Here is a 20,728-nt window from a genome sequence, read left to right on the forward strand (position 1 = left end):
ATTTCTACAATGAAGTGAGCGGGGGCGAGGAGGTGGTTGAACCGTGAAGCTCGCACTCGCCGGGGACACCATGCTGGGCCGGGAGGTCGCCGGACGCCTCGCCACGGACCCGCCGGAGAGCCTGTTCGCCGACGAGGTGGTGGCCGTGGCGCACGAGGCCGACCTCTTCGTCCTCAACCTCGAATGTGCGGTCTCCGCGCGCGGCGAGCGCTGGCGGGACCCCTTCAAGCCGTTCTTCTTCCGGGCGCCGCCCGTGGCGACGGAAACGCTGCGGCACCTCGGCGTCGGCTGTGTGAACCTGGCCAACAATCACGCCCTGGACTACGGCCCCGAGGCCCTGCTCGACACCTTCCGCCATCTGGCCGACGCCGGGATCGCCTGGGCAGGGGCGGGCCGCGATGAGGAGGCGGCGCGGCAGCCGGCCGTCCTGGAGCGCTGCGGCCTGCGGCTGGGCGTCGTCGGGATCACCGATCACCCGCGCGACTACGCGGCGGGCCCGGACCGGCCGGGAGTCGCCTACGCACACCTGGAGTCCGGCGCCCCGGCCTGGCTCCTGCGGACCGTCACCGCTCTCGGCACGGACATCACCCTCGTCACGCCGCACTGGGGCCCGAACATGACCTCAGGCCCGGCCGACTACATCCGCCGGGCCGCGCAGGAGTTCCTCGCGGCGGGCGCCACCCTCGTCGCCGGGCACTCCGCGCACGTCTTCCACGGCGTCCGGGACCGCGTGCTCTACGACCTCGGGGACTTCATCGACGACTACGCGACGGACGAGCGGCTGCGCAACGACCTCGGACTGCTCTTCCTCGTCACGTTCGACGACACCCGCCCCGTACGCGTGGAAGCGGTGCCGCTCGCGCTCGACTTCTGCCGCACCCGGCTCGCGGACGAGGCCGAAACCCGGTGGATCGCCGGCAGGTTCCACCGGGCCTGCGCGGCCTTCGGCACGGACGTCGCGCAGGAGAACGGCCGCCTGGTGGTGGAGTGGGCCGGGCCTGCGTAGCCACCGGCCGTCTCACTCCCCGGCCACCGGCCCTCACACGTCCCCCGTACCGTCCGTTCGGCTCGCGTCGCCGCGCTTGAACAGCCGGGTCCGCCGGGCGTCGTCGACCGAGCGGAACAGCTGGTGGGGAACGGTCGTCCGCTCTCCCCTGAGCGGATAGTCCCCGTCGTGGACGATCCGCTCGTAGTCGCCGCCGCGCACCCAGCGGTCCAGCTCCGCGGCCCGGACGACCAGCAGGGGGTGGGTGGTCGACGGCATCATCCACTTGACGACGCGGTTCTTCACCCCGGTCGTATGGACCTCGAACTCGGCGGCCTGGTCCAGGAAGGCCCGGGGGTTCATCTCGGCGGTCCGGCTGCCGCCCGCGAGCTTCATGAAGGTCCGTACCGCGACGTCCGTGTCCTGGCCGACCAGCAGACCGGCCCGGTCACCCGACAGCTCGGCCTTCCTGCCCCAGTCCTGCAGCGCCAGCTCGAAGCCGCGTGCCACGAAGGCGGCCACGGGCACACTGCTGAACCCGCTGAGGCCGATGCGCGTCAGGATCCAGGCCAGCCCCTGGTACAGCGCGTGCCCCGAGATCGCGTGACCCAGCTCGTGACCGATGACGAAGCGGATCTCCTCCTCGTCCAGGGAGTCGATCAGGTCGCTGCCGAGCACGATGAACGGGCGCTCGAAGCCGATGGTGACGGCGTTGAACCCGAGATCCCTGTTGACGTACAACTGCGGCGGTTCGGCGACGTCCAGAGTCCGTGCGGCGTCCTCCAGCAACAGGTGGAGCCGGTGGAACTGGGTCTCGCCCACTTTGACCGCGGAACCGAGGTGGTACAGCCGCACGGCGGCCTCGGAGGTGGAGCCGACGATCTTCTTCAGCAGCTCGTCGAAGCCCTTCACCTTGTGCACGGTCGTCAGCGCCACCTGCGCGGCGGGATGCTCGTACGCCTGGGAGGAGATCCGGGGGAAGCGGACCCGGGACGCGGAGGGGACTGTCACGACGGTTGACCTCCTGACAAGGGCAGCAGCACGCAGAGGCCGCCGCCGTGCGATGTGGTGCACCGGGGGCAGGGCACCGGCAGCCGGGCGACGGTCATCGTGGTGCCCTCCGCCGTCCGCCACACGGGGGTGAGCTCCATGCACCAGGTGCCCGAGAGCCGCCGCTCGGGCGGCTCGTCCAGCCTGAGCAGGGCGTGCCTGCGGGGCTCCGCGACGGGTCCGGCGCCGGGGAGGGCCGCACACCCGGCCCTGCGCACGTGCCACCAGAGGCGGGCGGCGACGGGCGCGGGGTGGACCACGAGCGTGCCGACTTCCCTGCCCTCGAAGCCCAGGACGGCTTCCCGGAAGCCGTCCTCGGTCCGCGAGGACCAGTCCAGGCCCAGTGAGCAGAGCCAGTCCCCGCCCTCGCCGGCGGCACCGCAGCCGGGCGAGACCAGCACCAAGGCGCCCTCCTCGGCGGCTGCTTGCACCCTTGCGTAGGACGCGGCCGCCGCGGAGGCGGCTGACGCCGCGGGCACAGTGCCCCGTTGCGTCGCCGTGCCTCGTCGCGTTGCAGGGTTCCCTCGCGTTACGGATGCAGTGTCCCCTCGTGTTACGGGCGCGGTGTCCGCCCGCGGAGACGACGCCGGCGGCTGCACACCCGCCAGGCCAGCACGGCCACCGCCACGCACCCGGCGGCCGCCGCCGGCGTCCAGGCCCGCCATCCGCTCGCCCGGGCGGACACGGCCCGGGCTGACGCTTTTCCCTGGATCGCCACCGGATCGGGCCGGAACCTCTCGCCTGCACTGTCGGCCAGCACGATCAGCCGTTCCCCGGACCGCGGCCTCGGCACCTCCTCATAGCGTCCGAGGCTGTTGAGGAGCAGGGCCCGCCCCGGGACGGTGCCGGCCAGGAGGGCGCGGACGTGTGCGTGGAAGCCCGCCCGCGCCTCCTCTCCGCACAGCGCGGCGACCCAGGAGCCCTCGGGCAGGGAAGACACCTTGCCGGACAGCGTCTTGGCGGACGACGAGGTACCGGGGCGCTCGACGGCAGAGCTCGCGTAGGCCTGCACGGCGGCATCCAGCAGGGCTTCGGCGGAGCACCGGTCGGCGAACAGCCCGGCCACGGCCTCCTCGTCGAAGACGCGGTCCAGGCAGGCCGCCGCCTCGGGTGCGGTGGGCGCGCCCGCCTGGTCGCCCGCGCGCTCCTCGATCAGGGAGGCCGTGAACGCCGTGCCCGGCTCCTCGCCGCAGGAGCCCTCCAGCGCGAGCGAGAGCCGGATCGGGGTGCCCGTCACATCGTCACGCGAGGTGGGCACGCCCCCGACGTAGGCCCGCCAGCGCCCGTCGCCCGCCTCGACCAGCAGCACGGGATAGTCGAAGTCGGCGCATTCGCCGTACTCCTCCCACCACCGCTTCTCAGGAGCCTGCGGGAAATAGGCGTAGTCCTCCTGCCTGCGCCGGCCCCTCGTCAGTACGTGTGCCCGCACGGTGGTTCCTCCTTCCCCTCGGCCGCCACGGCTGCCGGTCACAGTTCACGGACGCGCGAGCCGAAGGGGCGCGCGGCGAGCTCGTCGACCATGCGCTCGAAGTGCTCCAGCTTGCGCTGGGCACGCCGGGCCCGCGCGCCGGTGGCGCGCCGGTTCTCCGCCAGCTGGGCCTGCGTGCCGTCGAGCCACCTCCTGACCCTCTCGATGAAGGGGCGCCGGATCTGCGCCTCCTCCTCGACCTGCCTGTGGGCGTCCGTCGCCTCTTCGGCGAGCGCTTCTTCCGCCGTCCGCCGGGCTTCGGCAAGGACGCGGCAGACGGCGATGAGGATGTCCTCGGCGCCCACGACGGAGATCTCGCCGGGCTGCCGTACCCGGAACTCGGCCGAGAGCTGGAGGCCGTCGCCTTCGTCGTCGGGCACCCAGGCCGGGTCCCCGGCGAGCTCCACACAGCCGAGGGTGTCCAGCGGGCAATAGAGGATGCGGGCGTGCGGGGCGTTCATCCGGACGATGTCGCACATCCGGGAATAGGTTTTGCTCACGGCCTCGGCGAGTTCGGCCGCGCGGTCCTGCGAGCCTCCGTTGTCGGCGAAATAGCTCTCGCATTTCATGGGCACCAGGAGCAGCAGGGCCGGCTCTTCCTGCGCGTACTGCCGTTCCGTGGCCCAGTCCTCCGCCACGGATTCCACTTGGGCGATCTTCAGCAGTTCGGGAATGGCCCGGTGCTGTTCCGCGTGCCGGGCGGACATGAGCACCGGGGAGTCGACGGGGACCAGCAGCACCGTGCTCTGCGCCATGAATTCCCGGCAATCGCGCCACGTGTCCTCCGGGCGCTTGGTGTCCTGCCCCGGGCTCAGCCAGCCGCCCGGGAAGTCCAGCAGCGTGAGGTGGACGGCGACGCCGGCGATCCCCGACTCCAGGGCCAGTTTGTAGTACGACGCGCGGTCGGTGCCGCGCAGCGCCTGCTTGCGGAACGAACCGGCCCGGACGGCGCCTTCCAGTTCGTTGCGCCGCCGCATCACGGCGTCTTCCGTCCAGGTGTCGCGGGTGCGCAGCGCCGCGGGCAGCCGCGCGAGAATGCGCGGTGCGTCGGTGATGAGCGATACGATCAACGAGGTCTTGCCGACCCTGCTCGGGCCCACCACGCTGACGCCGAAACCGAGTTGCCCCTGTGGTCCGGCCGGAAATGCGTCCACTGCTCTCTGCCCCCGTCCCCCGGATCCGCCCCGGAGAGAAGCGGGGCGGGTCACCCAGCATTGCACCGGGAGCGCTCCGGAGCGCCCTGCTTACCGAAGGCGCGGTGTGAAAGCGCGGCGCACGGTGCGCAGCGGGGGCGCACTATCGAGCGAATGCGCCGACCGGTCGGGAGTCACCCGGGACTCCGCGGCCCCGATGGCGATATTCCGTGCCGGGTATCTGCTCCCGCGGCGAGGAAAGCCCTACCATCAGGCAGACATTCGCTCCGGCGCGCGGGCGACAGAGAGGCTCGGGGGAAGCGCATATGGAGGCGCTCGATTTCCATGTCTCCGTTTACGCCACCGGGGGCGTGCAGTTCGCGACGATCCGCACCGACGGCGGCAGGAACACCACGGTGGAGGGACCGCTCGTGACGGACTCCCCCCGGGTCCGCAGGCTGCTCGCCAGGGTCGCCGAGGCCGTGGGGCTGTCGTCGTCACGGCTCCCCGCCCTCCCCGCCCTCCCTGATGTGCACGAGGAATCGGTGCGTGAACTGGGCGGGCTGCTCTTCGCGTCGCTCTTCGACGCCGACGCCCGCAGTCTGCTCCTGGCGGCCAAGGACCGGGCGGAGCGCGAACGGCTGCAGCTGCGCGTGGTGCTCAACGTCCAGACCGCCCGGCTGGCGCAACTGCCGTGGGAGTTCCTCTACGACGAGGGCGCGGGGGAATACCTCGCGCTGGAACACCCCGTCGTGCGGGAGCCCCGGCTGCTGACCCAGGAGCGCCCCCTGGCCGTGACCGTGCCGCTGCGCGTCCTGGGCATGGTGGCCCTGCCGTCCGACCGTCCCCGCCTGTCCGCCGCGCAGGAGCGCCGGCAGCTGGAGGACGCTCTGCTGGGTCTGCTCGCCGACGGGGTCGTCGAGCTGTCCTGGGTGCCCGGCGAGAGCTGGCGCGACCTCAAGCGCGCCTCGGAGGCCGTGCAGCCGCACGTCCTGCACTTCATCGGGCACGGCGGCGTGGACCCCGCGACCGGCAAGGGGACGCTGTCGTTCGCCCGCGAGGAGACCGGCGAGCACAGCGATGTGGGGGCGTCCGACGTCTCGCTGCTCTTCCAGGACTGCCATGCGCTCCGGCTCGTCGTGCTCAACGCCTGCCGGACCGGGTACGCCGATTCGCTGGACCCGTTCTCCAGCGTCGCGGCCTCCTTGCTGCGCAAGGGGGTGCCGGCGGTGACCGCCATGCAGTTCCCCGTCAGCGACCGGGCCGCCGTCGAGTTCAGCCGCACCTTCTACGCGGAGATCGCCGGGAACCAGCCCGTGCACCACGGCGTGACGGCGGCCAGGCGGGCCATGCGGATCGAGCTGGAGGGGTCGCTGGAGTGGGGGACGCCGGTTCTCTACCTCCGCTCCGAGAGCGGGAGGATCTTCGACATCGCCCGACCGGCGGCGCTGAGCACGACGAGCCGGAGCGCCGAACCGCGGGAGCCCGGGGGCGCTCCTGCTCCCGTGCCCGTCCCTGTTCCCGGCCCCGCTCCCGCTCCCGCTCCCGTGCCCGGCCCTGCTCCGGAGCCAGCGCCCGGACCGCCCCCGGGGCCTGCCCGCGACGCGCGACGCAGGCGCCCTGCGCGACAGGCTTCTCCCGCCGCTGCGGCCGTGCGGCCCCCCGGGGCGGGCGCCGCGCCCGTCCGCCCGGTCCCGGGCCCACCTGCCCGCCTCCGGCCAGGGTTACGGCACGTCCGTACCGTCCCGTCCGCGTACGGCGTGCATTCGGTGAGCCTCGCGCCGCAGGGGCGGCTGCTGGCCATCGGCGGTGACAGCCGCTCCGTACGACTCGTCGACGTCCTCCGCGGACGCGAAGAGCACACACTCACCTGGGACCGGCTCAGCTCCGGCGCCCGGTCCGTGGCCTTCAGCCCGGACGGGTCCGTCATCGCCGCCTCGGGAAGGCGCTCCGTACGGACGTGGGCGATCGCGGACAGGAGGCCGCAGGCCGTCATCGACCCCGGCGGCGACGCCGTCACCGGCCCTCGCCGGATCGCCTTCAGCCCGGACGGCAGCCTCCTCGCCGTCGCGGGGTGGTCGAGCGCTGCCCTGTGGAACGCCGCGGACGGAAGGTTCGCACACCGGTTGCCGGTGCGCGCACCGGTCACCGATCTGGCCTTCAGCCCCGACGGGCGCCAGCTCGCCACCGTCGACAACGGGGGCCGGTGCGTGCTGTGGGACACCCGTGGCCGGTTCACCCCGATCCGCACGTTCTCCTCTCCCGGCCCGCTCGGCGCCGTCTCTTTCAGCCCGGACGGCCGGCGGTTACTGACCGCGGGCGCCGGAGGATGCGCCCTCGTCCGGCGGGTGACGGACGGCGTGGAGGTCCGCAGGGTCATGCACCCGGGAACCCTCCACGCCGCTGCCTTCAGCCCCGACGGACGGCGGCTGGCGACCGGAGGGGAGGACGGCAGGGCATGCCTGTGGTCCGTGGAGCGCACGACGGCGGACGAACGCCCGTGGGTGATCCGCCACGACGGGCCGGTCATGTCCATCGCCTTCAGCCGCGAGGGCCGGTTCGTGGCCACCGGCAGCACCGACCGCAGTGTCCAGGTATGGCAGGTGCAGGAAGAACAGAACGAACAGATCCAACAGAACCAAGGGGAAGAGTGAGGGGACCGGATGGCTGAACCCGTGACCATGACCGCGCGTGTCTACTTCGATGCCGGGACCGGCGAGGAAGAGCGCAAGGCGCTGACCGACGGGCTGGCAGGGCTGGGGCTGAAGACGTACAGCGCGACGCTGGACGTCTTCAGGGGCGAGCCGCTCACCTGGCTCGTGCTCGTCGTGCTGCCGCTCAGCGGCTTCCTGCAGAACGTCGGGCAGCTCCTCGCCCAGGACGCCTGCACCGCTCTCAAGCGCATCCTCGGAGGTGCGCTGCGCCGCACCCCGGGCGAGCCGCCTGCACGGCACCGCCCGCTCCTGCTGGAGGACGTGGACTCCGCCGCCCGGATCCTCGTCGAGGCGGACCTGCCCGTGGCCGCCTACCAGCAGCTCCTCGAACTGGACTTGCAGCCCTGGACGGGCCGGACGCTGTCCTACGACCGGGAGCGCCACTGCTGGAGCGGTTCGGCGGGCGAGTAACCGTAGAGTCCGCAAGTAACCGTAGAGTCCGCGAGCAGCCGTAGGGTCTGCGGACCGTACCCCCGCCGGGTGGCCGTCGCCGCCACCCGGCGCTGCCGCCCGGCGCCACGTCCGGCGCCACACCCCCACCCCCCCGCTCCTCGTGCCGCACAAGGGCTCCCCTTCTCCGGGCCCGTCCGCTACGTTCGCCTCGCGTACCGCGACCCGTCACACCGACGACACGGTCCCTTCCCCGGCGCTCGCTGCTCTTGGAACACCCGGATCCGGCCCCGACTCCCAAGAGGTCCTCAGACTCATGCCTGAACTCAACCGGCGGCGATTCCTCCAGATCGCCGGCGCGACCGCAGGCGTCGCGGCGCTGTCGAACAGCATCGACCGCGCCGCCGCCATCCCCGCCCGCCGTCGCGCCGGCTCGATCCAGGACGTCGAGCACATCGTCGTCCTGATGCAGGAGAATCGTTCCTTCGACCACTACTTCGGCACGCTGAAGGGCGTGCGCGGCTTCGGTGACCCGCGCCCGGTGTCCCTGCCCAGCGGCAAGCCGGTGTGGTACCAGTCGGACGGGTCCAAGGAGGTGCCGCCCTACCACCCGGACGCCGAGAATCTCGGCATGCAGTTCATCGCCGGCCTCAACCACGACTGGGCGGGCGGGCACAGGGCCTGGAACCAGGGCCGCTACGACCAGTGGTTGCCCGCCAAGGGCACGGGCACGATGGCCTACCTGACCCGGAAGGACATCCCCTTCCACTACGCGCTCGCCGACGCGTTCACCGTGTGCGACTCCTACCACTGCTCGTTCATCGGGGCCACCGACCCCAACCGCTACTACCTGTGGACGGGGCACACGGGCAACGACGGCAAGGGCGGCGGCCCGGTCCTCGGCAACGAGGAGGCCGGCTACGACTGGACGACGTACCCCGAGCGGCTGGAGAAGGCCGGCGTCTCGTGGAAGATCTACCAGGACGAGGGCGACGGCCTGGACAAGGCGGGCTCCTGGGGCTGGATCGAAGACGCCTACCGCGGCAACTACGGCGACAACTCCCTCCTCTACTTCAACAACTACCGCAACGCCAAGCCCGGTGAGCCGCTCTACGAGAAGGCGCGCACCGGCACGAACGTCAAGAAGGGCGGCGGCTACTTCGACGTCCTCAAAGCCGACGTCAAGGCGGGCAAGCTGCCGCAGATCTCCTGGATCGCCGCGCCGGAGGCGTTCTCCGAGCACCCGAACTGGCCGGTCAACTACGGTGCCTGGTACATCTCCCAGGTCCTGGACGCCCTGACCTCCGACCCCGAGGTGTGGAGCAGAACAGCCCTGTTCATCACCTACGACGAGAACGACGGCTACTTCGACCACGTCCTGCCGCCGTTCCCGCCCGACTCCGCCGCCCGGGGCGCCTCCACCGTGGACGCCTCCCTCGACGTCTTCGCCGGGAACGCCCGCTACGGCGCCGGCCCCTACGGCCTGGGCCAGCGCGTGCCCATGCTCGTGGTCTCGCCGTGGAGCACCGGCGGCTTCGTGTGCTCGGAGGTCTTCGACCACACCTCGGTCGTCCGCTTCATGGAGCGCCGCTTCGGGGTGCGCGAGCCGAACATCTCGCCGTGGCGGCGTGCCGTCTGCGGCGACCTGACCTCGGCCTTCGACTTCCGGCTCTCGGACACGAAGCCCGCCGCGCTGCCCGGCACCGCGGCCTACGAGCCGCCGGACCGCAAGCGGCACCCGGACTACGTGCCGAAGCCGCCGTCCGGCCCCTCCCTGCCCAAGCAGGAGAAGGGCTCGCGGCCGGCGCGCCCGCTGCCGTACGCCCCGCTGGTGGACGGCGCCGCGACCCCGTCGACCGGGCGCTTCACGCTCACCTTCGGCGGGGGCGAGGCGGCGGGCGTGTGCTTCACGGTCACGTCCGGCAACCGCACGGACGGCCCCTGGACGTACACGGCGGAGGCCGGAAAGAAGCTCTCAGACACCTGGAACACGGCCTACTCGAAGGGCACCTACGACCTGTCGGTCTTCGGCCCGAACGGCTTCCTGCGCACCTTCCGCGGGCCGGGCAAGGCCTCCGGCCCGGAGGTGACCGCCCGCCACGACGCCCGCACCGGGGGTGTCACCCTGACGATGACGAACGCGGGCGGCACCGACTGCCACCTGACGGTCACCGACGCCTACGGCGGCAGCCGCGAGACCTTCACGGTGCGCGCGGGCGGGCGGCTGGTCCATGCGGTGGACCTGCGCCGCAGCAAGCGCTGGTACGACCTGACCGTGGTCTCGGACGCGGACCGCACCTTCCTGCGCCGCTTCGCCGGGCACGTCGAGACCGGCGAGACGGGGGTGAGCGACCCGGCCATCGCCACGGTCTGAGCCCGGCCCCGGCGCCGCCGGGGGTCCTGTGCGGCGGGTGACGGGAGCCGCCACTGCGGCGGCTCCCGTTCGCGCCGCGGAAGAGAGCGGGGTAGACATGGGATATGGCCCGAAACCGGGACCGCTCCTCGGGGCCCTCGGGCCACTGGTTCACCGGTCGGCGCCGAGACAGCAGGCGTGAGCCGGTGCAGTCGCGCAACGGCTCACGGGTGCCGTCGGCCGGACGTCTCCGGTCGATGGTGCGCAGCCGCAGCGTCGCCGGTCAGATGTTCCTGCTGCAGCTGCTGATCGTGCTGCTGCTCGTCGTCGCCGCGGTGGTCACGTTGGTGCTCCAGGCGCGGAGCGACAGATTCCAGGCGGCGCGCGATCGATCGCTCGCCGCCGCACAGACGTTCGCCCACAGCCCCGGCCTGGTGGCGACCCTGCACGGTCCGGACCCCAGCAAGGTGCTCCAGCCGCTGACCGAGGCCGCCCGCAAGGAGGCCGGCGTCGACTTCATCGTGGTGACGGACCGCAACGGCATCCGCTACACCCATCCCCGGCCCGAGCTCATCGGCAAGCAGTTCATCGGCACCATCGGGCCGTCGCAGGCCGGGCACGTCACCATCGAGAGCGTCAACGGCCCCCTCGGCGAGGAGGTGCAGGCCGTGGTCCCGGTCGAGGACGACCACGGCAACGTCGTGGGCCTGGTGTCGTCCGGGCTGAAGGTCAGCTCGGTGAGCAGCGCCGTCGACCGTCAGCTGCCGCTCGTCCTCGCCGCCGGCGGCGCCGCGCTCCTCCTGGCCACCGGCGGCGCGGCCCTGGTCAGCCGGCGGTTGCAGCGCCAGACGCACGGCCTCGGCCCGGCCGAGATGACCCGGATGTACGAACACCACGACGCGGTCCTGCACGCGGTGCGCGAGGGCGTCGTCATCGTCGGCGGCGACGGCCGCGTGATGCTCGCCAACGACGAGGCGCGCCGGCTCCTCGGCCTGCCGCAGGACGTGGAGGGCCGGGCCGTCACCGGGCTCGACCTCGACCCCCGGATGGCCGAGCTGCTGGAGTCCCGGCGCGTCGCCAACGACGAGGTGCTGCCCGTCGGGGACCGGCTGCTGGCCGTGAACAACCGGCCGACGGACCGCCGGGGCGGGCCACCGGGCAGCGTGGCGACCCTGCGGGACTCCACCGAGCTGCGCGCCCTCGCGGGAAAGGCCGAGGCCGCGCGCGAACGGCTGAAGCTGCTGTACGACGCGAGCGTGGCCGTCGGGACGACCCTCGACGTCCAGCGCACCGCCGAGGAGCTCACCCAGGTGGCCTCACCCCGGTTCACCGACTACGCCACCGTCGACCTCGCCGAGCCGGTCCTGCGCGGCGACGAGCCGCGGGCGGGCGTCGGCAGCGACGCGCCCGAGCTGCGGCGGGTGGCGCTCAGCGGCGTCCGCGACGACCACCCCCTGTACCGGGCGGGCGAGCTCCACCGCTTCGCCGCGCCCACCCCGCAGGCGACGGGCTTCGTCAGCGGGCACGCGATCCTCGTACCGGATCTGGCGGCGTCCGCCGGCTGGCGCACCCAGGACGTCGTGCGGACGCAGGCCATACTGGATTACGGCTTCCACTCCCTCATCACCGTGCCGCTCAAGGCGCGCGGCGTGCTGATGGGCATCGCCAACTTCTGGCGGACGGGGGACAGCGCCACCTTCGAGGAGGACGACCTGTCCCTGGCCGAGGAGCTGGCGGCGCGGGCCGCCGTGTGCATCGACAACGCCCGGCGCTTCACCCGCGAGCACGCCATGGCCGTGACGCTGCAGCACAGCCTGCTGCCGCGCGGCCTGCCCGAGCAGAACGCCCTCGACGTCGCCTACCGCTACCTGCCGGCCCAGGCCGGGGTGGGCGGCGACTGGTTCGACGTGATCCCGCTGCCCGGGGCCCGGGTGGCCCTGGTCGTCGGCGACGTCGTCGGCCACGGCCTGCACGCCGCCGCGACGATGGGCCGTCTGCGCACCGCCGTGCTGAACTTCACCGCCCTGGACCTGCCGCCCGACGAGCTCCTCGGGCACCTCGACGAACTGGTCGGGCGCATCGACCTGGAGTCCGCGGGAGTGGACGGGGAGGACGCGATCGCGGGCGCGACCTGCCTGTACGCGATCTACGACCCGGCCACGGGCGTCTGCGCCATGGCCCGGGCCGGCCATCCGCTGCCGGCCGTCGTCCACCCCGAGGGCAGGGTGGAGTTCCCCGAGCTGCCCGCCGGGCCGCCGCTGGGCCTCGGCGGGCTGCCCTTCGAGGCCGGGGAGCTGCAGCTGCGCGAGGGCAGCAACCTCGTCCTCTACACCGACGGCCTCATCGAGGACCGCAAGCGCGACATCGACGCGGGCCTGGCGATCCTCAGCTCCACGATCGCCCACGCCGGACGGACGCCGGACGAGATCTGCGAGGAGGTGCTCAAGGCCCTGCTCCCGGCCCGGCAGCGCGACGACATCGCCCTGCTCGTCGCCCGTACCCGCATCCTGGACCCCGACCGCACCGCCGAGTGGGAGCTGCCCTCCGACCCCGCGGTCGTGGCGCAGGCCCGCGCCGACGTCACCCGGCAGCTGACCGAGTGGGGCCTGGACGAGGCCGCGTTCACCACCGAGCTGATCCTGAGCGAACTGGTCACCAACGCCATCCGGCACGCCTCGGGCCCGGTCCGCGTCCGTCTCGTCCGCGACCGCGCCCTGATCTGCGAGGTCGCCGACGGCAGCAGCACCGCCCCCCACCTGCGCTACGCGGCCGCGGAGGACGAGGGCGGCCGCGGCCTGTTCCTCGTCGCCCAGCTGGCGGAGCGCTGGGGGACGCGGTACACGCCGGAGGGGAAGGTGATCTGGGCGGAGCAGCAGCTGGCGTGAGGGGCACAGCACGGACCCCGCAGGACACAGCAGGACACAGCGCAGGACGGGCTGGTTGCTCCAGCCCGTCCTGCGCGTCCTGGGGTTCTGCGGGGCCTGCGGGGGCCTGCACCTGTCCTTACGCGGTCAGCGACCGCGCAGGTTCTTCTTGACGTTCTCCGCGGTTTCCTGGACCTTGCCCGTCACCTTCTCGGCGCGGCCCTCGGCCTCCAGGCGGCGGTCGCCGGTCACATTGCCCGTGGTCTCCTTGAGCTTGCCCTTGAGCTGCTTGGCCTTCGCTTTCCCTTTGCCCATGACCGGGCCTCCCTGTGTGTGCAGTGAAGGGTTTCTCCCGGAGTCCACCCTGTGGCGGGTCCATCGGGTCCGCAACCGCAGCTTCACGGGGCCGTGACCCCCGCGTCCTGCAGCCGGCGCAGGGTCCAGCCCCGGCCGCGCGGGTCGAGGGGGCGGGTGGCCGCCGTGAAGGCTTCCGCGGCGCGCCGGTAGGAGAGGCGGCCGCGCGCGGTCGTGAACAGGGGGCCTTCGACGCGGCCGAGGGTGAGCAGCGGGAGCAGCCGAGCCGAGCCGTCGCCCCAGTGCAGCTCGGGGGCCGCGCCCGTCCTGGTGCGGCGGCCGGGGAGGTCGAGGTCGTCGACGTCGAGGGCGAGGAGGCGCTCGATGGGGGCGCGGGTCTCGTGCAGCAGGTGCCAGAAGGTCTGCTCGCGCAGCGGGGCGGGGAGTCCGAGGACGGCGCGGACCTCGTGCGGGCCGGGTTTCGCCGTTCCGTCCCGTGTTTGCGGTACGGGCAGAGGCCGCAGTCCGGCGGTGGGGTCGGCGGCGGTCAGCCAGCCCTGGGCGCGCCACCAGGCCACCGCGCTGCCGAGGGCGGACAGTTCGCGGTTGGCGGTGCGGGCGCCGACCGATGCCGAGCGGGCGGCGAAGGCGTCGCGCAGGCGGGCGGCCGTCCGGGGGGCCTCCAGCAGGGTGAGCGGTACGGACGGAGGGACGGCGTTGCGGCGGTCGTCGCCGGTGGGCGGCGTGCGGTCCACCAGGGCCCAGGCCCAGGTGGCGAGGGCGATGCCGTAGACCCGCCGGGAGCCGGTGCCCAGGCCGGAGGCGGCGAGGTACCGCTCGACGGCGACGGCGTACTCCACGGGATGGTTCACATGACTCGCATGACTCACGTGGTTCACCTGCTTCAAGGCGCCCCGCCCTCCCCCACGCTCGATCGGCGATCGACAGCTGTCGACCGCAGTAAACAGGATCCGCAACGGTCCTGCATCCAGCATAAATTGACAAGGCTCGACTCAACTTCATTTCGCCGGGTCCTAGCGTGTCCCTCCGCGGGCCCTGCACCCTGCCTGCATGTCACTTGATCTCCGTCCGGCGGTGCTGCGCGAGCGGCACTTCCGTCTCTTCTTCACCGGTTACGCCACATCGCTGCTCGGGTCGTCGATGGCCTCGATCGCCCTGTCCTTCGCGGTCCTGCAGTCCGGCGGCGGGGGCACCGAGCTGGGGCTGGTCCTCTCGGCGCGGATCCTGCCGCTCGTGCTCGTCCTGCTCGCGGGCGGCGTCGTCACCGACCGGCTGGGCAGCCGCCGGGTGATGCTGGCGGCCGACGTCCTGCGCTGCCTGACCCAGGCCGGGCTGGCCCTGGCCCTGCTCGGCGGGATGCCTGACCTCGGCACCCTGCTCACCCTCGTCGCCCTCTGGGGCGCGGCGGAGGCCCTCTTCACGCCGGCACTGGAGGCGTACGTGCCCCGCATGGCCCGCGACGAGTCGCTGCCGGACGCCAATGCGCTGCTGGGCATGGCCCGTTCGGCGACGTCCGTCGCGGGTCCCGCTCTCGCGGGCGTCCTGACGGCGGCCGCCGGTCCGTCCTGCGTGCTCGCGCTCGACGCCGCCAGTTACGCGGTGAGCGTCGTCGTGCTGCTCCTGCTGCCCCGGCCGGAGGGGAAGGCGGCCGCGCGGGCGTCGTTCCTCGCCGAACTGCGGGAGGGCTGGACGGAGTTCCGCTCGCGCACCTGGCTGTGGGTGACCACGGCACACGTCTGCCTGTTCAACCTGTTCGTCTGGGGGCCGCTGCTGGTGCTCGGCCCGGTCGTCGCCGAGCGGCGGCTCGGCGGCGCGTCGTCGTGGGGGCTGGTCATGGCGCTGTACGGGGCGGGTGCGGTGGCCGGCGGCGTGGCCGTGCTCGGCCGCCGGCCGCGCCGGCCCCTGCTCGTGGCCACGGCCGCCACCGTGGGCTGGGCGCTGCCGTCCGCCGCCCTGGCGACGGGGCAGCCGCTGCCGTGGATATGCGCCGGGGCGCTGGTCGCCGGCGTCGGCTCGGCGGTCTGCGGCACGCTCTACGCCACGGCCACACAGCGGCAGGTGCCGTCCGGCACGCTCGCCAGGGTCAGCGCTTACGGCGCGTTCGGGGCGTTCGCGCTCGGGCCGGTCGGGCTTGCCGCGGCCGGGCCGCTGTCGGTGCTCGTGGGGGCGTCGGGGGTCCTGGGGTTCGGCGCGGTCTGGCAGCTCGCGGCCGTGGCCGTGGTGCTGTCACTGCCTGCGATACGGGCGGCGCTGCCGTCCGCCCCGCGCCCGTAGGCCCCCTCCCCGCGCAGTTGCCCCGGTCGCTGCGTGCTCACTTGCGCAGCCAGGAGCCGGAGCGCTCCAGCCAGAGGTCGAGCAGGGGCTCGTCGCCGAGGATCTCGACTCCGCCGCTGCCGCTGGGGGTGGGGCGCCGGTAGAGGAACAGCAGCAGGTCGGTCAGGGGGCCGCGTACGGACACGGCGGCCTTCGCGTGGGCCGCGCGCCGCCGGGCGGTGCCGCCGGTGAGGTCGACCAGCCACTCCCCCGCCGTCGTGTCCGGCGCCGGGCCGGTGGCGTGGAAGTACAGGGTGCGGCCGGGCCCGAGCAGCGGGGGCGCGCCGGGCGCCGCCTCCGTGACCTCGGGGCGCGAGGCGAAGTCCATCCACTCGTCCAGGGCGTCGAGCGCGAGCTCCTCGTCGAGGTCGAAGTCCGTACCGGCGGCGAGTGCCGCGTCGGCACGGTGGACGGCCGTCTCGTGGGCCATACGGCGGGCCCAGAAGGCCGGGGGCCGCTCCTCGGCGACGGTCCCCGCCCCCGCGTCCGGCCCGGCCTCGCGCAGCGTCCCCACCAGCCGGGCCGCGCCGTCGGCGAGCCAGGAGCCGAGGGCGGCGGCGCTCTCGTCCGCGGAACGGGGACGGGAACGGGCGCCGGCCACGGTGCCGGGCCCGGGTTCCCCGGTTGCCCTGGTTGCCCTGGTGCGCACGATCTCCTCGGTCCGGCGGTGGGTGCCGCCGAGGTGGCGGAGGAGCCGGCCGAGGTCCCAGCCCGGGCACGAGGGGACGGGAGCCCTCGTGTCGGCGCCTTGGATGCGTGACCTCAACAGGTCGGTCTGCGTGAGGATTTCGGCGCAGAAGCGGTCGAAGCTCAGGAGACTCATGGGGCCACGGTACGGTCCGGGGCCGCCCGGCGGGGGCCCGGACGGCGACGCGCCGCGGCCGCGCTTGCGCTGGAGCGCGCGCGAGCTGCTCCCGCAGGCGCGCGCCTTCGACCTGGCGGCGCCGACGTGGCTGCGCGGCCGCCCCGGGAACATCGTCCCGATCGTCGCGGCGACCAAGGAGAGCCGGCCGGCCGACAACCTGGCCCCGGCGAACGGGATCCTCTGGGGACTTCCCGCGGCCCCTTAACGGCGCCGGGGACGGCGCTGCGCCTCCCCCGCGCCGGGCTCCGCCCCCGGCTCGCCGCCCGCCGCCTCTTCGGGCGCCAGTTCGGCGTCGCGCCACTCCTGGGTCCGGGTCGGCCGTCCCGACCGGGTCAGATCCTCCACTTCCCTCTTCAGCTCGTCGTCCCGCTTGGCGCCGTGCTTGCTGCTTCCCCGCTCCATCGTTCGTGCCTCCTGCTGATCAGAGGTGCCGGAACCCGTCGGGTGCCCGGACTTCTCCCGGCTAAACCGGCCACCGGACCCTCCCCCGGAACCAAGATTTAGTTAGGTTAGGCTTACCTCACTTTCTGCAGGTGAAACGTGAGAACCGGGAGCCCTTTATGAGGCTGGGTCCGCTGACGGTCCGTACAGGAGAGGACCGTCCGGTCCTCCCGGCACCGGGCGGCGTACGGGTGGCGAGGGCCGCCGACGCACCCGGGCTGTACGCCCTGTCGGAGCCCTTCATGCGGACCGGCGCGCTGCGCCGCCGCACACCGCACGTCTATGCGGCCGGGTTCGCCGAGTTCTTCGTCGCCGAGGACGCCCACGGGGTACTCGAAGGGTGCGTCGCACTGAGGACGTTCCCCCGGAACGGCCTGCCGGTCACCGGAGCGGCGGTCACCGAGGTGGCGGGCGTGCTGCACAACTTCTGCGTGCGGCCCGGCCGCCAGCGCCGCGGCATCGGCTCGCGGCTGCTGACGGCGCTGCTGCTGCACGCCTCCGACCGGTCGGTGACCGAGGTGTTCGCGGCGACGACGGGCGACGGCGAGGCCTTCCTCCGCAGCGGCTTCCGCGAGAGCGACACTTCCCGGGCGCCGCACACGTGGGTGGCGGCCCTGGACCCGGCCCGCGGCTCCCGCATCTTCGCCCGGCCCCTGCCCGGAGCCGCGCTCCCCGAGGGGAGCGGTTCCCTTCAGCCCTGGCCGGCGCGCCACTGCCGGGCGAGCACGTACACCAGGTAGCAGCCGCCGACGACGCCGGTCAGGACGCCCACGGGAAGCTGCGTGGGGGCCAGCATCCGCTGGGCGGCAAGATCGCTGGCCGCCAGGAGCAGGGCCCCCAGGACAGCCGACGGCGCGAGGTTGGGGCCCGGGGAACGGGTCAGCCTGCGCACCACCTGGGGTGCGACGAGGGCGATGAAGGGAACGGGGCCCGCGACGGCCGTGGCCAGCGCGGTGAGCCCCAAGCCGACGACGAGCGCCGCGGCCTTGACCCGCTCGGTCCGTACGCCCAGCGCCGACGCCGTGTCCTCACCCATCTCCAGCATGCGCAGCGGCCGGGCGAGGAGCAGGGCCGCGGGGGCGAGGACGGCGAGTGCGGCCGTCATGGTGCCCACGTGCTGCCAGCCGCGGCCGTTGAGACTGCCGGTGAGCCAGACCTGGGCGCTCTGCGCGTCGGTGAAGGACGCCTTCGCGATCAGGTAGGCGTTGGCCGAGGAGAGCAGTGCGCTCACCCCGATGCCGACGAGGACGAGCCGGAAGGTGGCCGCGCCGCCGCGCCAGGCGAGCAGGTAGACGGCGGCGCCGGTGACCGCGCAGCCGGTGACCGAACCCGCGGCGACCGAGGCCGTGCCCGCGCTCAGTACGAGGATGGTGACGAGGGCGCCGGTGGCGGAGCCGACGGTGAAGCCTATGACGTCGGGGCTGCCGAGGGGGTTGCGGGCGACGTTCTGGAAGAGCGCGCCGGACAGGCCCAGGGCGGAGCCGGTCAGAAGGGCCGTCAGCAGCCGGGGCAGCCGCAGCTCTTCGACGATGAACGTGTACGCGGGGTTGCCGTCGCCTGCGAGGACGCGCAGGACGTCGGGCACGGGGATGCGGAAGTCGCCCGTGGTGAGCGTCCATACGCCGGTGGCGGCCGCGGCCAGGAGCAGGGCGAGGCAGACGGCCGTGGCGCGCGGGTCCCAGCGCACGGAGAGGGCGGGGCGGCCGCCGGGCGGGGACAGGCGCAGGGCGCGCAGGCGCGTGATCCGCGGGGGCGGGCTCTGCGGCTGCGGCGCCGGACGGGGGCGCGCAAGCGGGGTACGGCTGGTCACAGTTCGCTGATCCTCTTGCGGCGGACGAGTGCGATGAACAGGGGCGCTCCGAGGAACGCGGTGACGACTCCGGCCTCCAGCTCCTGCGGGCGCAGCACGATGCGGCCGAGGACGTCGGCGGCGAGCAGGAGGGCGGCGGCGAGGACGGCGCTGTAGGGCAGGACCCAGCGCTGGTCGGGCCCGGCGATCAGCCGTGCCACGTGCGGGACGGCCAGTCCGACGAAGGCGATCGGGCCGACGGCGGCGGTGGCGGCCCCGCACAGCAGGGTGATGGCGAGCATGGTGGCGAACTGGGTGCGGCCGGGGTGGGCGCCGAGTGCGCGGGCGGTGTCGTCGCCGAGGGCCATGGCGTTGAGCGGCCGGGCCAGCAGCGCGGCCAGGAGGGTGCCCGCGGCCAGGAACGGCAGCACCTGCCGGAGCAGGGCCCCGTCCGCGCCGCCGAGGGTGCCGATCTGCCAGAACCGGAAGCGGTTGAGGGTGAGCGGGTCGAGCAGGATCAGGCCGTTGACGACCGCGGTGAGGACGGCGGTGACCGCCGTGCCTGCGAGGGCGAGGCGTACGGGGGTGGCCCGGGAGCGGCCGCGGGTGCCCAGCAGGTGGACGGCCGCGGCGGCGACGGCCGCGCCCAGCAGCGCGCACCACACGTAGGCGCTGAAGCTGCCGAGGCCGAGCAGGGCGGTCGCGGCGGCGACGGCGGCCGCGGCACCGGCGTTGACGCCCAGCAGGCCCGGGTCGGCGAGCGGGTTGCGGGTGAGTGCCTGCATGAGCGCGCCGGACAGGCCCAGGGCCACGCCGACGCCGATGCCGAGGAGACTTCGGGGCAGCCGGGAGGTGCGCACGACGATCCAGTCGTCGTTGCCGGGGTCCGCGTGCAGGAGGGCGTGCAGGACGTCGCCGGGCGGGATCGTCTTCGCGCCGATGCCGATGCTCAGGACGGCGAGGACGGCGACGAGGGCGGTGCAGGCCAGCAGCCCGGCGGCCCGCCGCGCGTGCTGAGCGCGGCGGGCCGGGGGCCGCCCCTCGCCTCCGGCTTTCTGCACGGGACGGGGGCCGTCGGTGGTGGTGGGTGCGGCAGTGGTGCTCACGCGTGCTCGTGCTCTTCGTCCGAGTGGTGGTCGTGGTTCTCCACGCCGCGCTTCCAGTAGCCGTCGATGTCCACCTGCTCCTTGGCCATGCCGAGGTCGCGGCGCAGGTAGCGGCGGATGGGCTTGAGGGTGCCGGCCTCGCCGGCGATCCAGGCGTAGCCGAGCCCGCCGGCGGGCAGTTCGGCGGCGCGGACGGCCCGCTCCAGCAGGTCGCTCGTGCCGGCCGGGGCGTCCCCGCGGTGCAGCCAGGTCAGGGTGCAGTCGGCGGCGGTGGTGAAGTGCTGTTCGTCCTGCGGGCCGGGCACCTCGGCGAAGGCGAGGACGCGTACGCCGGCGGGCAGCATCTCCAGCCAGCGGCCGAGCGCGGGCAGGGCGGTCTCCTCGGCGGCCAGCAGGTACCAGTCGTGGACCATCGGCAGGATCTCGGAGCCGCGCGGGCCGAGGACGCCCAGCCGCATGCCCGGCTCCGCCTGCGCGGCCCAGGCCGAGCCGACGCCGTCGCCGTGCAGGACCATGTCGACGTCCAGCTCCTGCGCTTCGGGGCGGTAGTAACGGACGGTGTAGTCCCGGGTGATGGGCTCCACGGGGGCGTCCATCCAGGTGTCGTCGCGGATGACCGGCTCGACCGGCAGCTCGGCGCCGGACTCGGCGAAGCAGAGCTTCACGTGGTCGGTCGGCGCCTGCTGGCAGAATCCTTCCAGCGCGGGGCCGCCGAACGTCACCCGCACGGTGGAGGGGGTGAGCCGGTCGACCTTGCGCACCTCCAGCAGGCGGTACTTGAGCGGATGGCGGACGATGCGCATGCGCGGCGGGAGCATCTCAATGGTCATCGATCATCCCAATCTGGCCGGGGTGTGCCGCGGGACCGGCACCGCGTTGCGGTGGCCCCCGCGCGGGCGCGCGAGGGCCACCGGGCGTCACGTGTACGGCCGGAGGACCCCT

At 73.6% G+C, this 20,728-nt stretch carries 19 protein-coding genes; 8 read left to right on the plus strand and 11 right to left on the minus strand.

Annotation, left to right across the window (positions count from 1 at the left end; translation table 11 throughout):
* The first annotated feature begins 43 nt into the window (after window positions 1–43).
* A complete protein-coding gene (locus IE241_RS18490) occupies window positions 44–1,006 on the plus strand; it encodes a CapA family protein (RefSeq protein ID WP_190022862.1) in 963 nt (320 codons plus the stop codon).
* A gap of 33 nt (window positions 1,007–1,039) precedes the next feature.
* On the opposite strand, the gene IE241_RS18495 is transcribed toward IE241_RS18490, so the two are convergent.
* The 4 genes from IE241_RS18495 to IE241_RS18510 form a co-directional block, all read right to left on the minus strand.
* Window positions 1,040–1,996, minus strand: coding sequence for a M48 family metallopeptidase (locus IE241_RS18495; RefSeq protein WP_190022863.1), 957 nt, complete (start codon window positions 1,994–1,996; stop codon window positions 1,040–1,042).
* Window positions 1,993–2,439 carry a hypothetical protein gene (locus tag IE241_RS18500; protein ID WP_190022864.1) on the minus strand — a complete coding sequence of 149 codons (447 nt, stop codon included), beginning with the start codon at window positions 2,437–2,439 and terminating at the stop codon, window positions 1,993–1,995. The genes IE241_RS18495 and IE241_RS18500 overlap by 4 nt, the downstream gene beginning before the upstream one ends.
* Before the next feature lie 149 nt (window positions 2,440–2,588).
* Window positions 2,589–3,464, minus strand: coding sequence for a hypothetical protein (locus IE241_RS18505; RefSeq protein WP_190022865.1), 876 nt, complete (start codon window positions 3,462–3,464; stop codon window positions 2,589–2,591).
* A gap of 38 nt (window positions 3,465–3,502) precedes the next feature.
* A complete protein-coding gene (locus tag IE241_RS18510) occupies window positions 3,503–4,723 on the minus strand; it encodes a TRAFAC clade GTPase domain-containing protein (RefSeq protein WP_308433715.1) in 1,221 nt (406 codons plus the stop codon).
* Window positions 4,724–4,962: 239 nt separating this feature from the next.
* Here IE241_RS18510 and IE241_RS18515 point away from each other — a divergent pair, with 239 nt between their 5' ends.
* The 4 genes from IE241_RS18515 (at window position 4,963) to IE241_RS18530 (ending at window position 12,978) form a co-directional block, all read left to right on the plus strand.
* Window positions 4,963–7,290, plus strand: coding sequence for a CHAT domain-containing WD40 repeat protein (locus tag IE241_RS18515; protein WP_190022867.1), 2,328 nt, complete (start codon window positions 4,963–4,965; stop codon window positions 7,288–7,290).
* Window positions 7,291–7,299: 9 nt separating this feature from the next.
* Complete coding sequence (locus IE241_RS18520; protein WP_190022868.1) at window positions 7,300–7,761, plus strand: hypothetical protein; 462 nt, start codon at window positions 7,300–7,302, stop codon at window positions 7,759–7,761.
* A gap of 295 nt (window positions 7,762–8,056) precedes the next feature.
* Window positions 8,057–10,114 carry a phosphocholine-specific phospholipase C gene (locus IE241_RS18525; protein WP_190022869.1) on the plus strand — a complete coding sequence of 686 codons (2,058 nt, stop codon included), beginning with the start codon at window positions 8,057–8,059 and terminating at the stop codon, window positions 10,112–10,114.
* A 236-nt stretch (window positions 10,115–10,350) separates the two neighbouring features.
* Window positions 10,351–12,978, plus strand: a complete 2,628-nt coding sequence (locus IE241_RS18530) for a SpoIIE family protein phosphatase (RefSeq protein ID WP_190022870.1) — start codon at window positions 10,351–10,353, stop codon at window positions 12,976–12,978.
* Between the two features lie 126 nt (window positions 12,979–13,104).
* Here IE241_RS18530 and IE241_RS18535 read toward each other — a convergent pair whose 3' ends face one another.
* Window positions 13,105–13,272 (minus strand): CsbD family protein, encoded by a 168-nt coding sequence (locus IE241_RS18535; protein WP_190022871.1) that lies wholly within the window; start codon window positions 13,270–13,272, stop codon window positions 13,105–13,107.
* 83 nt (window positions 13,273–13,355) lie between these two features.
* The gene (locus tag IE241_RS18540; protein ID WP_229899470.1) at window positions 13,356–14,141 is read right to left on the minus strand and encodes a hypothetical protein; all 786 of its coding nucleotides are present in this window, start codon (window positions 14,139–14,141) and stop codon (window positions 13,356–13,358) included.
* Between the two features lie 181 nt (window positions 14,142–14,322).
* Here IE241_RS18540 and IE241_RS18545 point away from each other — a divergent pair, with 181 nt between their 5' ends.
* Entirely contained in the window at window positions 14,323–15,546 is a 1,224-nt protein-coding gene (locus tag IE241_RS18545; protein ID WP_190022872.1) for an MFS transporter, read from the plus strand.
* 37 nt (window positions 15,547–15,583) lie between these two features.
* On the opposite strand, the gene IE241_RS18550 is transcribed toward IE241_RS18545, so the two are convergent.
* Window positions 15,584–16,408 (minus strand): maleylpyruvate isomerase family mycothiol-dependent enzyme, encoded by an 825-nt coding sequence (locus IE241_RS18550; RefSeq protein WP_190022873.1) that lies wholly within the window; start codon window positions 16,406–16,408, stop codon window positions 15,584–15,586.
* Here IE241_RS18550 and IE241_RS18555 point away from each other — a divergent pair.
* Entirely contained in the window at window positions 16,407–16,655 is a 249-nt protein-coding gene (locus IE241_RS18555) for a hypothetical protein (protein WP_190022874.1), read from the plus strand. The two genes, IE241_RS18550 and IE241_RS18555, sit on opposite strands and share 2 nt — an antisense overlap.
* On the opposite strand, the gene IE241_RS18560 is transcribed toward IE241_RS18555, so the two are convergent.
* Complete coding sequence (locus IE241_RS18560) at window positions 16,652–16,852, minus strand: hypothetical protein (protein ID WP_190022875.1); 201 nt, start codon at window positions 16,850–16,852, stop codon at window positions 16,652–16,654. The genes IE241_RS18555 and IE241_RS18560 overlap by 4 nt on opposite strands.
* Window positions 16,853–17,010: 158 nt before the next feature.
* Between IE241_RS18560 and IE241_RS18565 the strand changes: the two genes are divergently transcribed.
* Window positions 17,011–17,631: a GNAT family N-acetyltransferase gene (locus IE241_RS18565; protein ID WP_190022876.1), complete on the plus strand. Its 621-nt coding sequence runs from the start codon at window positions 17,011–17,013 to the stop codon at window positions 17,629–17,631.
* On the opposite strand, the gene IE241_RS18570 is transcribed toward IE241_RS18565, so the two are convergent.
* The 3 genes from IE241_RS18570 to IE241_RS18580 are packed head-to-tail and all read right to left on the minus strand — an operon-like array spanning window position 17,583 to window position 20,616.
* Window positions 17,583–18,701, minus strand: coding sequence for a FecCD family ABC transporter permease (locus tag IE241_RS18570; protein WP_308433716.1), 1,119 nt, complete (start codon window positions 18,699–18,701; stop codon window positions 17,583–17,585). The two genes, IE241_RS18565 and IE241_RS18570, sit on opposite strands and share 49 nt — an antisense overlap.
* The gene (locus IE241_RS18575) at window positions 18,698–19,741 is read right to left on the minus strand and encodes a FecCD family ABC transporter permease (protein WP_190022923.1); all 1,044 of its coding nucleotides are present in this window, start codon (window positions 19,739–19,741) and stop codon (window positions 18,698–18,700) included. Before IE241_RS18575 ends, IE241_RS18570 begins: the two co-directional genes overlap by 4 nt.
* A 41-nt stretch (window positions 19,742–19,782) precedes the next feature.
* The gene (locus tag IE241_RS18580; protein ID WP_229899473.1) at window positions 19,783–20,616 is read right to left on the minus strand and encodes a siderophore-interacting protein; all 834 of its coding nucleotides are present in this window, start codon (window positions 20,614–20,616) and stop codon (window positions 19,783–19,785) included.
* Window positions 20,617–20,728: the final 112 nt, after the last annotated feature.

Source organism: Streptomyces hiroshimensis, from assembly GCF_014650335.1.
Lineage (GTDB): Bacteria > Actinomycetota > Actinomycetes > Streptomycetales > Streptomycetaceae > Streptomyces > Streptomyces hiroshimensis.

Bases quoted from the DNA above. Each gene is read 5' to 3' on its own strand.
- IE241_RS18530 (WP_190022870.1), top strand. From the start codon at position 10,351: ATGGTGCGCAGCCGCAGCGTCGCCGGTCAGATGTTCCTGCTGCAGCTG.
- IE241_RS18520 (WP_190022868.1), top strand. From the start codon at position 7,300: ATGGCTGAACCCGTGACCATGACCGCGCGTGTCTACTTCGATGCCGGG.
- IE241_RS18565 (WP_190022876.1), top strand. From the start codon at position 17,011: ATGAGGCTGGGTCCGCTGACGGTCCGTACAGGAGAGGACCGTCCGGTC.
- IE241_RS18535 (WP_190022871.1), bottom strand. From the start codon at position 13,272: ATGGGCAAAGGGAAAGCGAAGGCCAAGCAGCTCAAGGGCAAGCTCAAG.
- IE241_RS18580 (WP_229899473.1), bottom strand. From the start codon at position 20,616: ATGACCATTGAGATGCTCCCGCCGCGCATGCGCATCGTCCGCCATCCG.
- IE241_RS18545 (WP_190022872.1), top strand. From the start codon at position 14,323: ATGTCACTTGATCTCCGTCCGGCGGTGCTGCGCGAGCGGCACTTCCGT.
- IE241_RS18555 (WP_190022874.1), top strand. From the start codon at position 16,407: ATGGGGCCACGGTACGGTCCGGGGCCGCCCGGCGGGGGCCCGGACGGC.
- IE241_RS18525 (WP_190022869.1), top strand. From the start codon at position 8,057: ATGCCTGAACTCAACCGGCGGCGATTCCTCCAGATCGCCGGCGCGACC.
- IE241_RS18550 (WP_190022873.1), bottom strand. From the start codon at position 16,408: ATGAGTCTCCTGAGCTTCGACCGCTTCTGCGCCGAAATCCTCACGCAG.
- IE241_RS18515 (WP_190022867.1), top strand. From the start codon at position 4,963: ATGGAGGCGCTCGATTTCCATGTCTCCGTTTACGCCACCGGGGGCGTG.
- IE241_RS18560 (WP_190022875.1), bottom strand. From the start codon at position 16,852: ATGGAGCGGGGAAGCAGCAAGCACGGCGCCAAGCGGGACGACGAGCTG.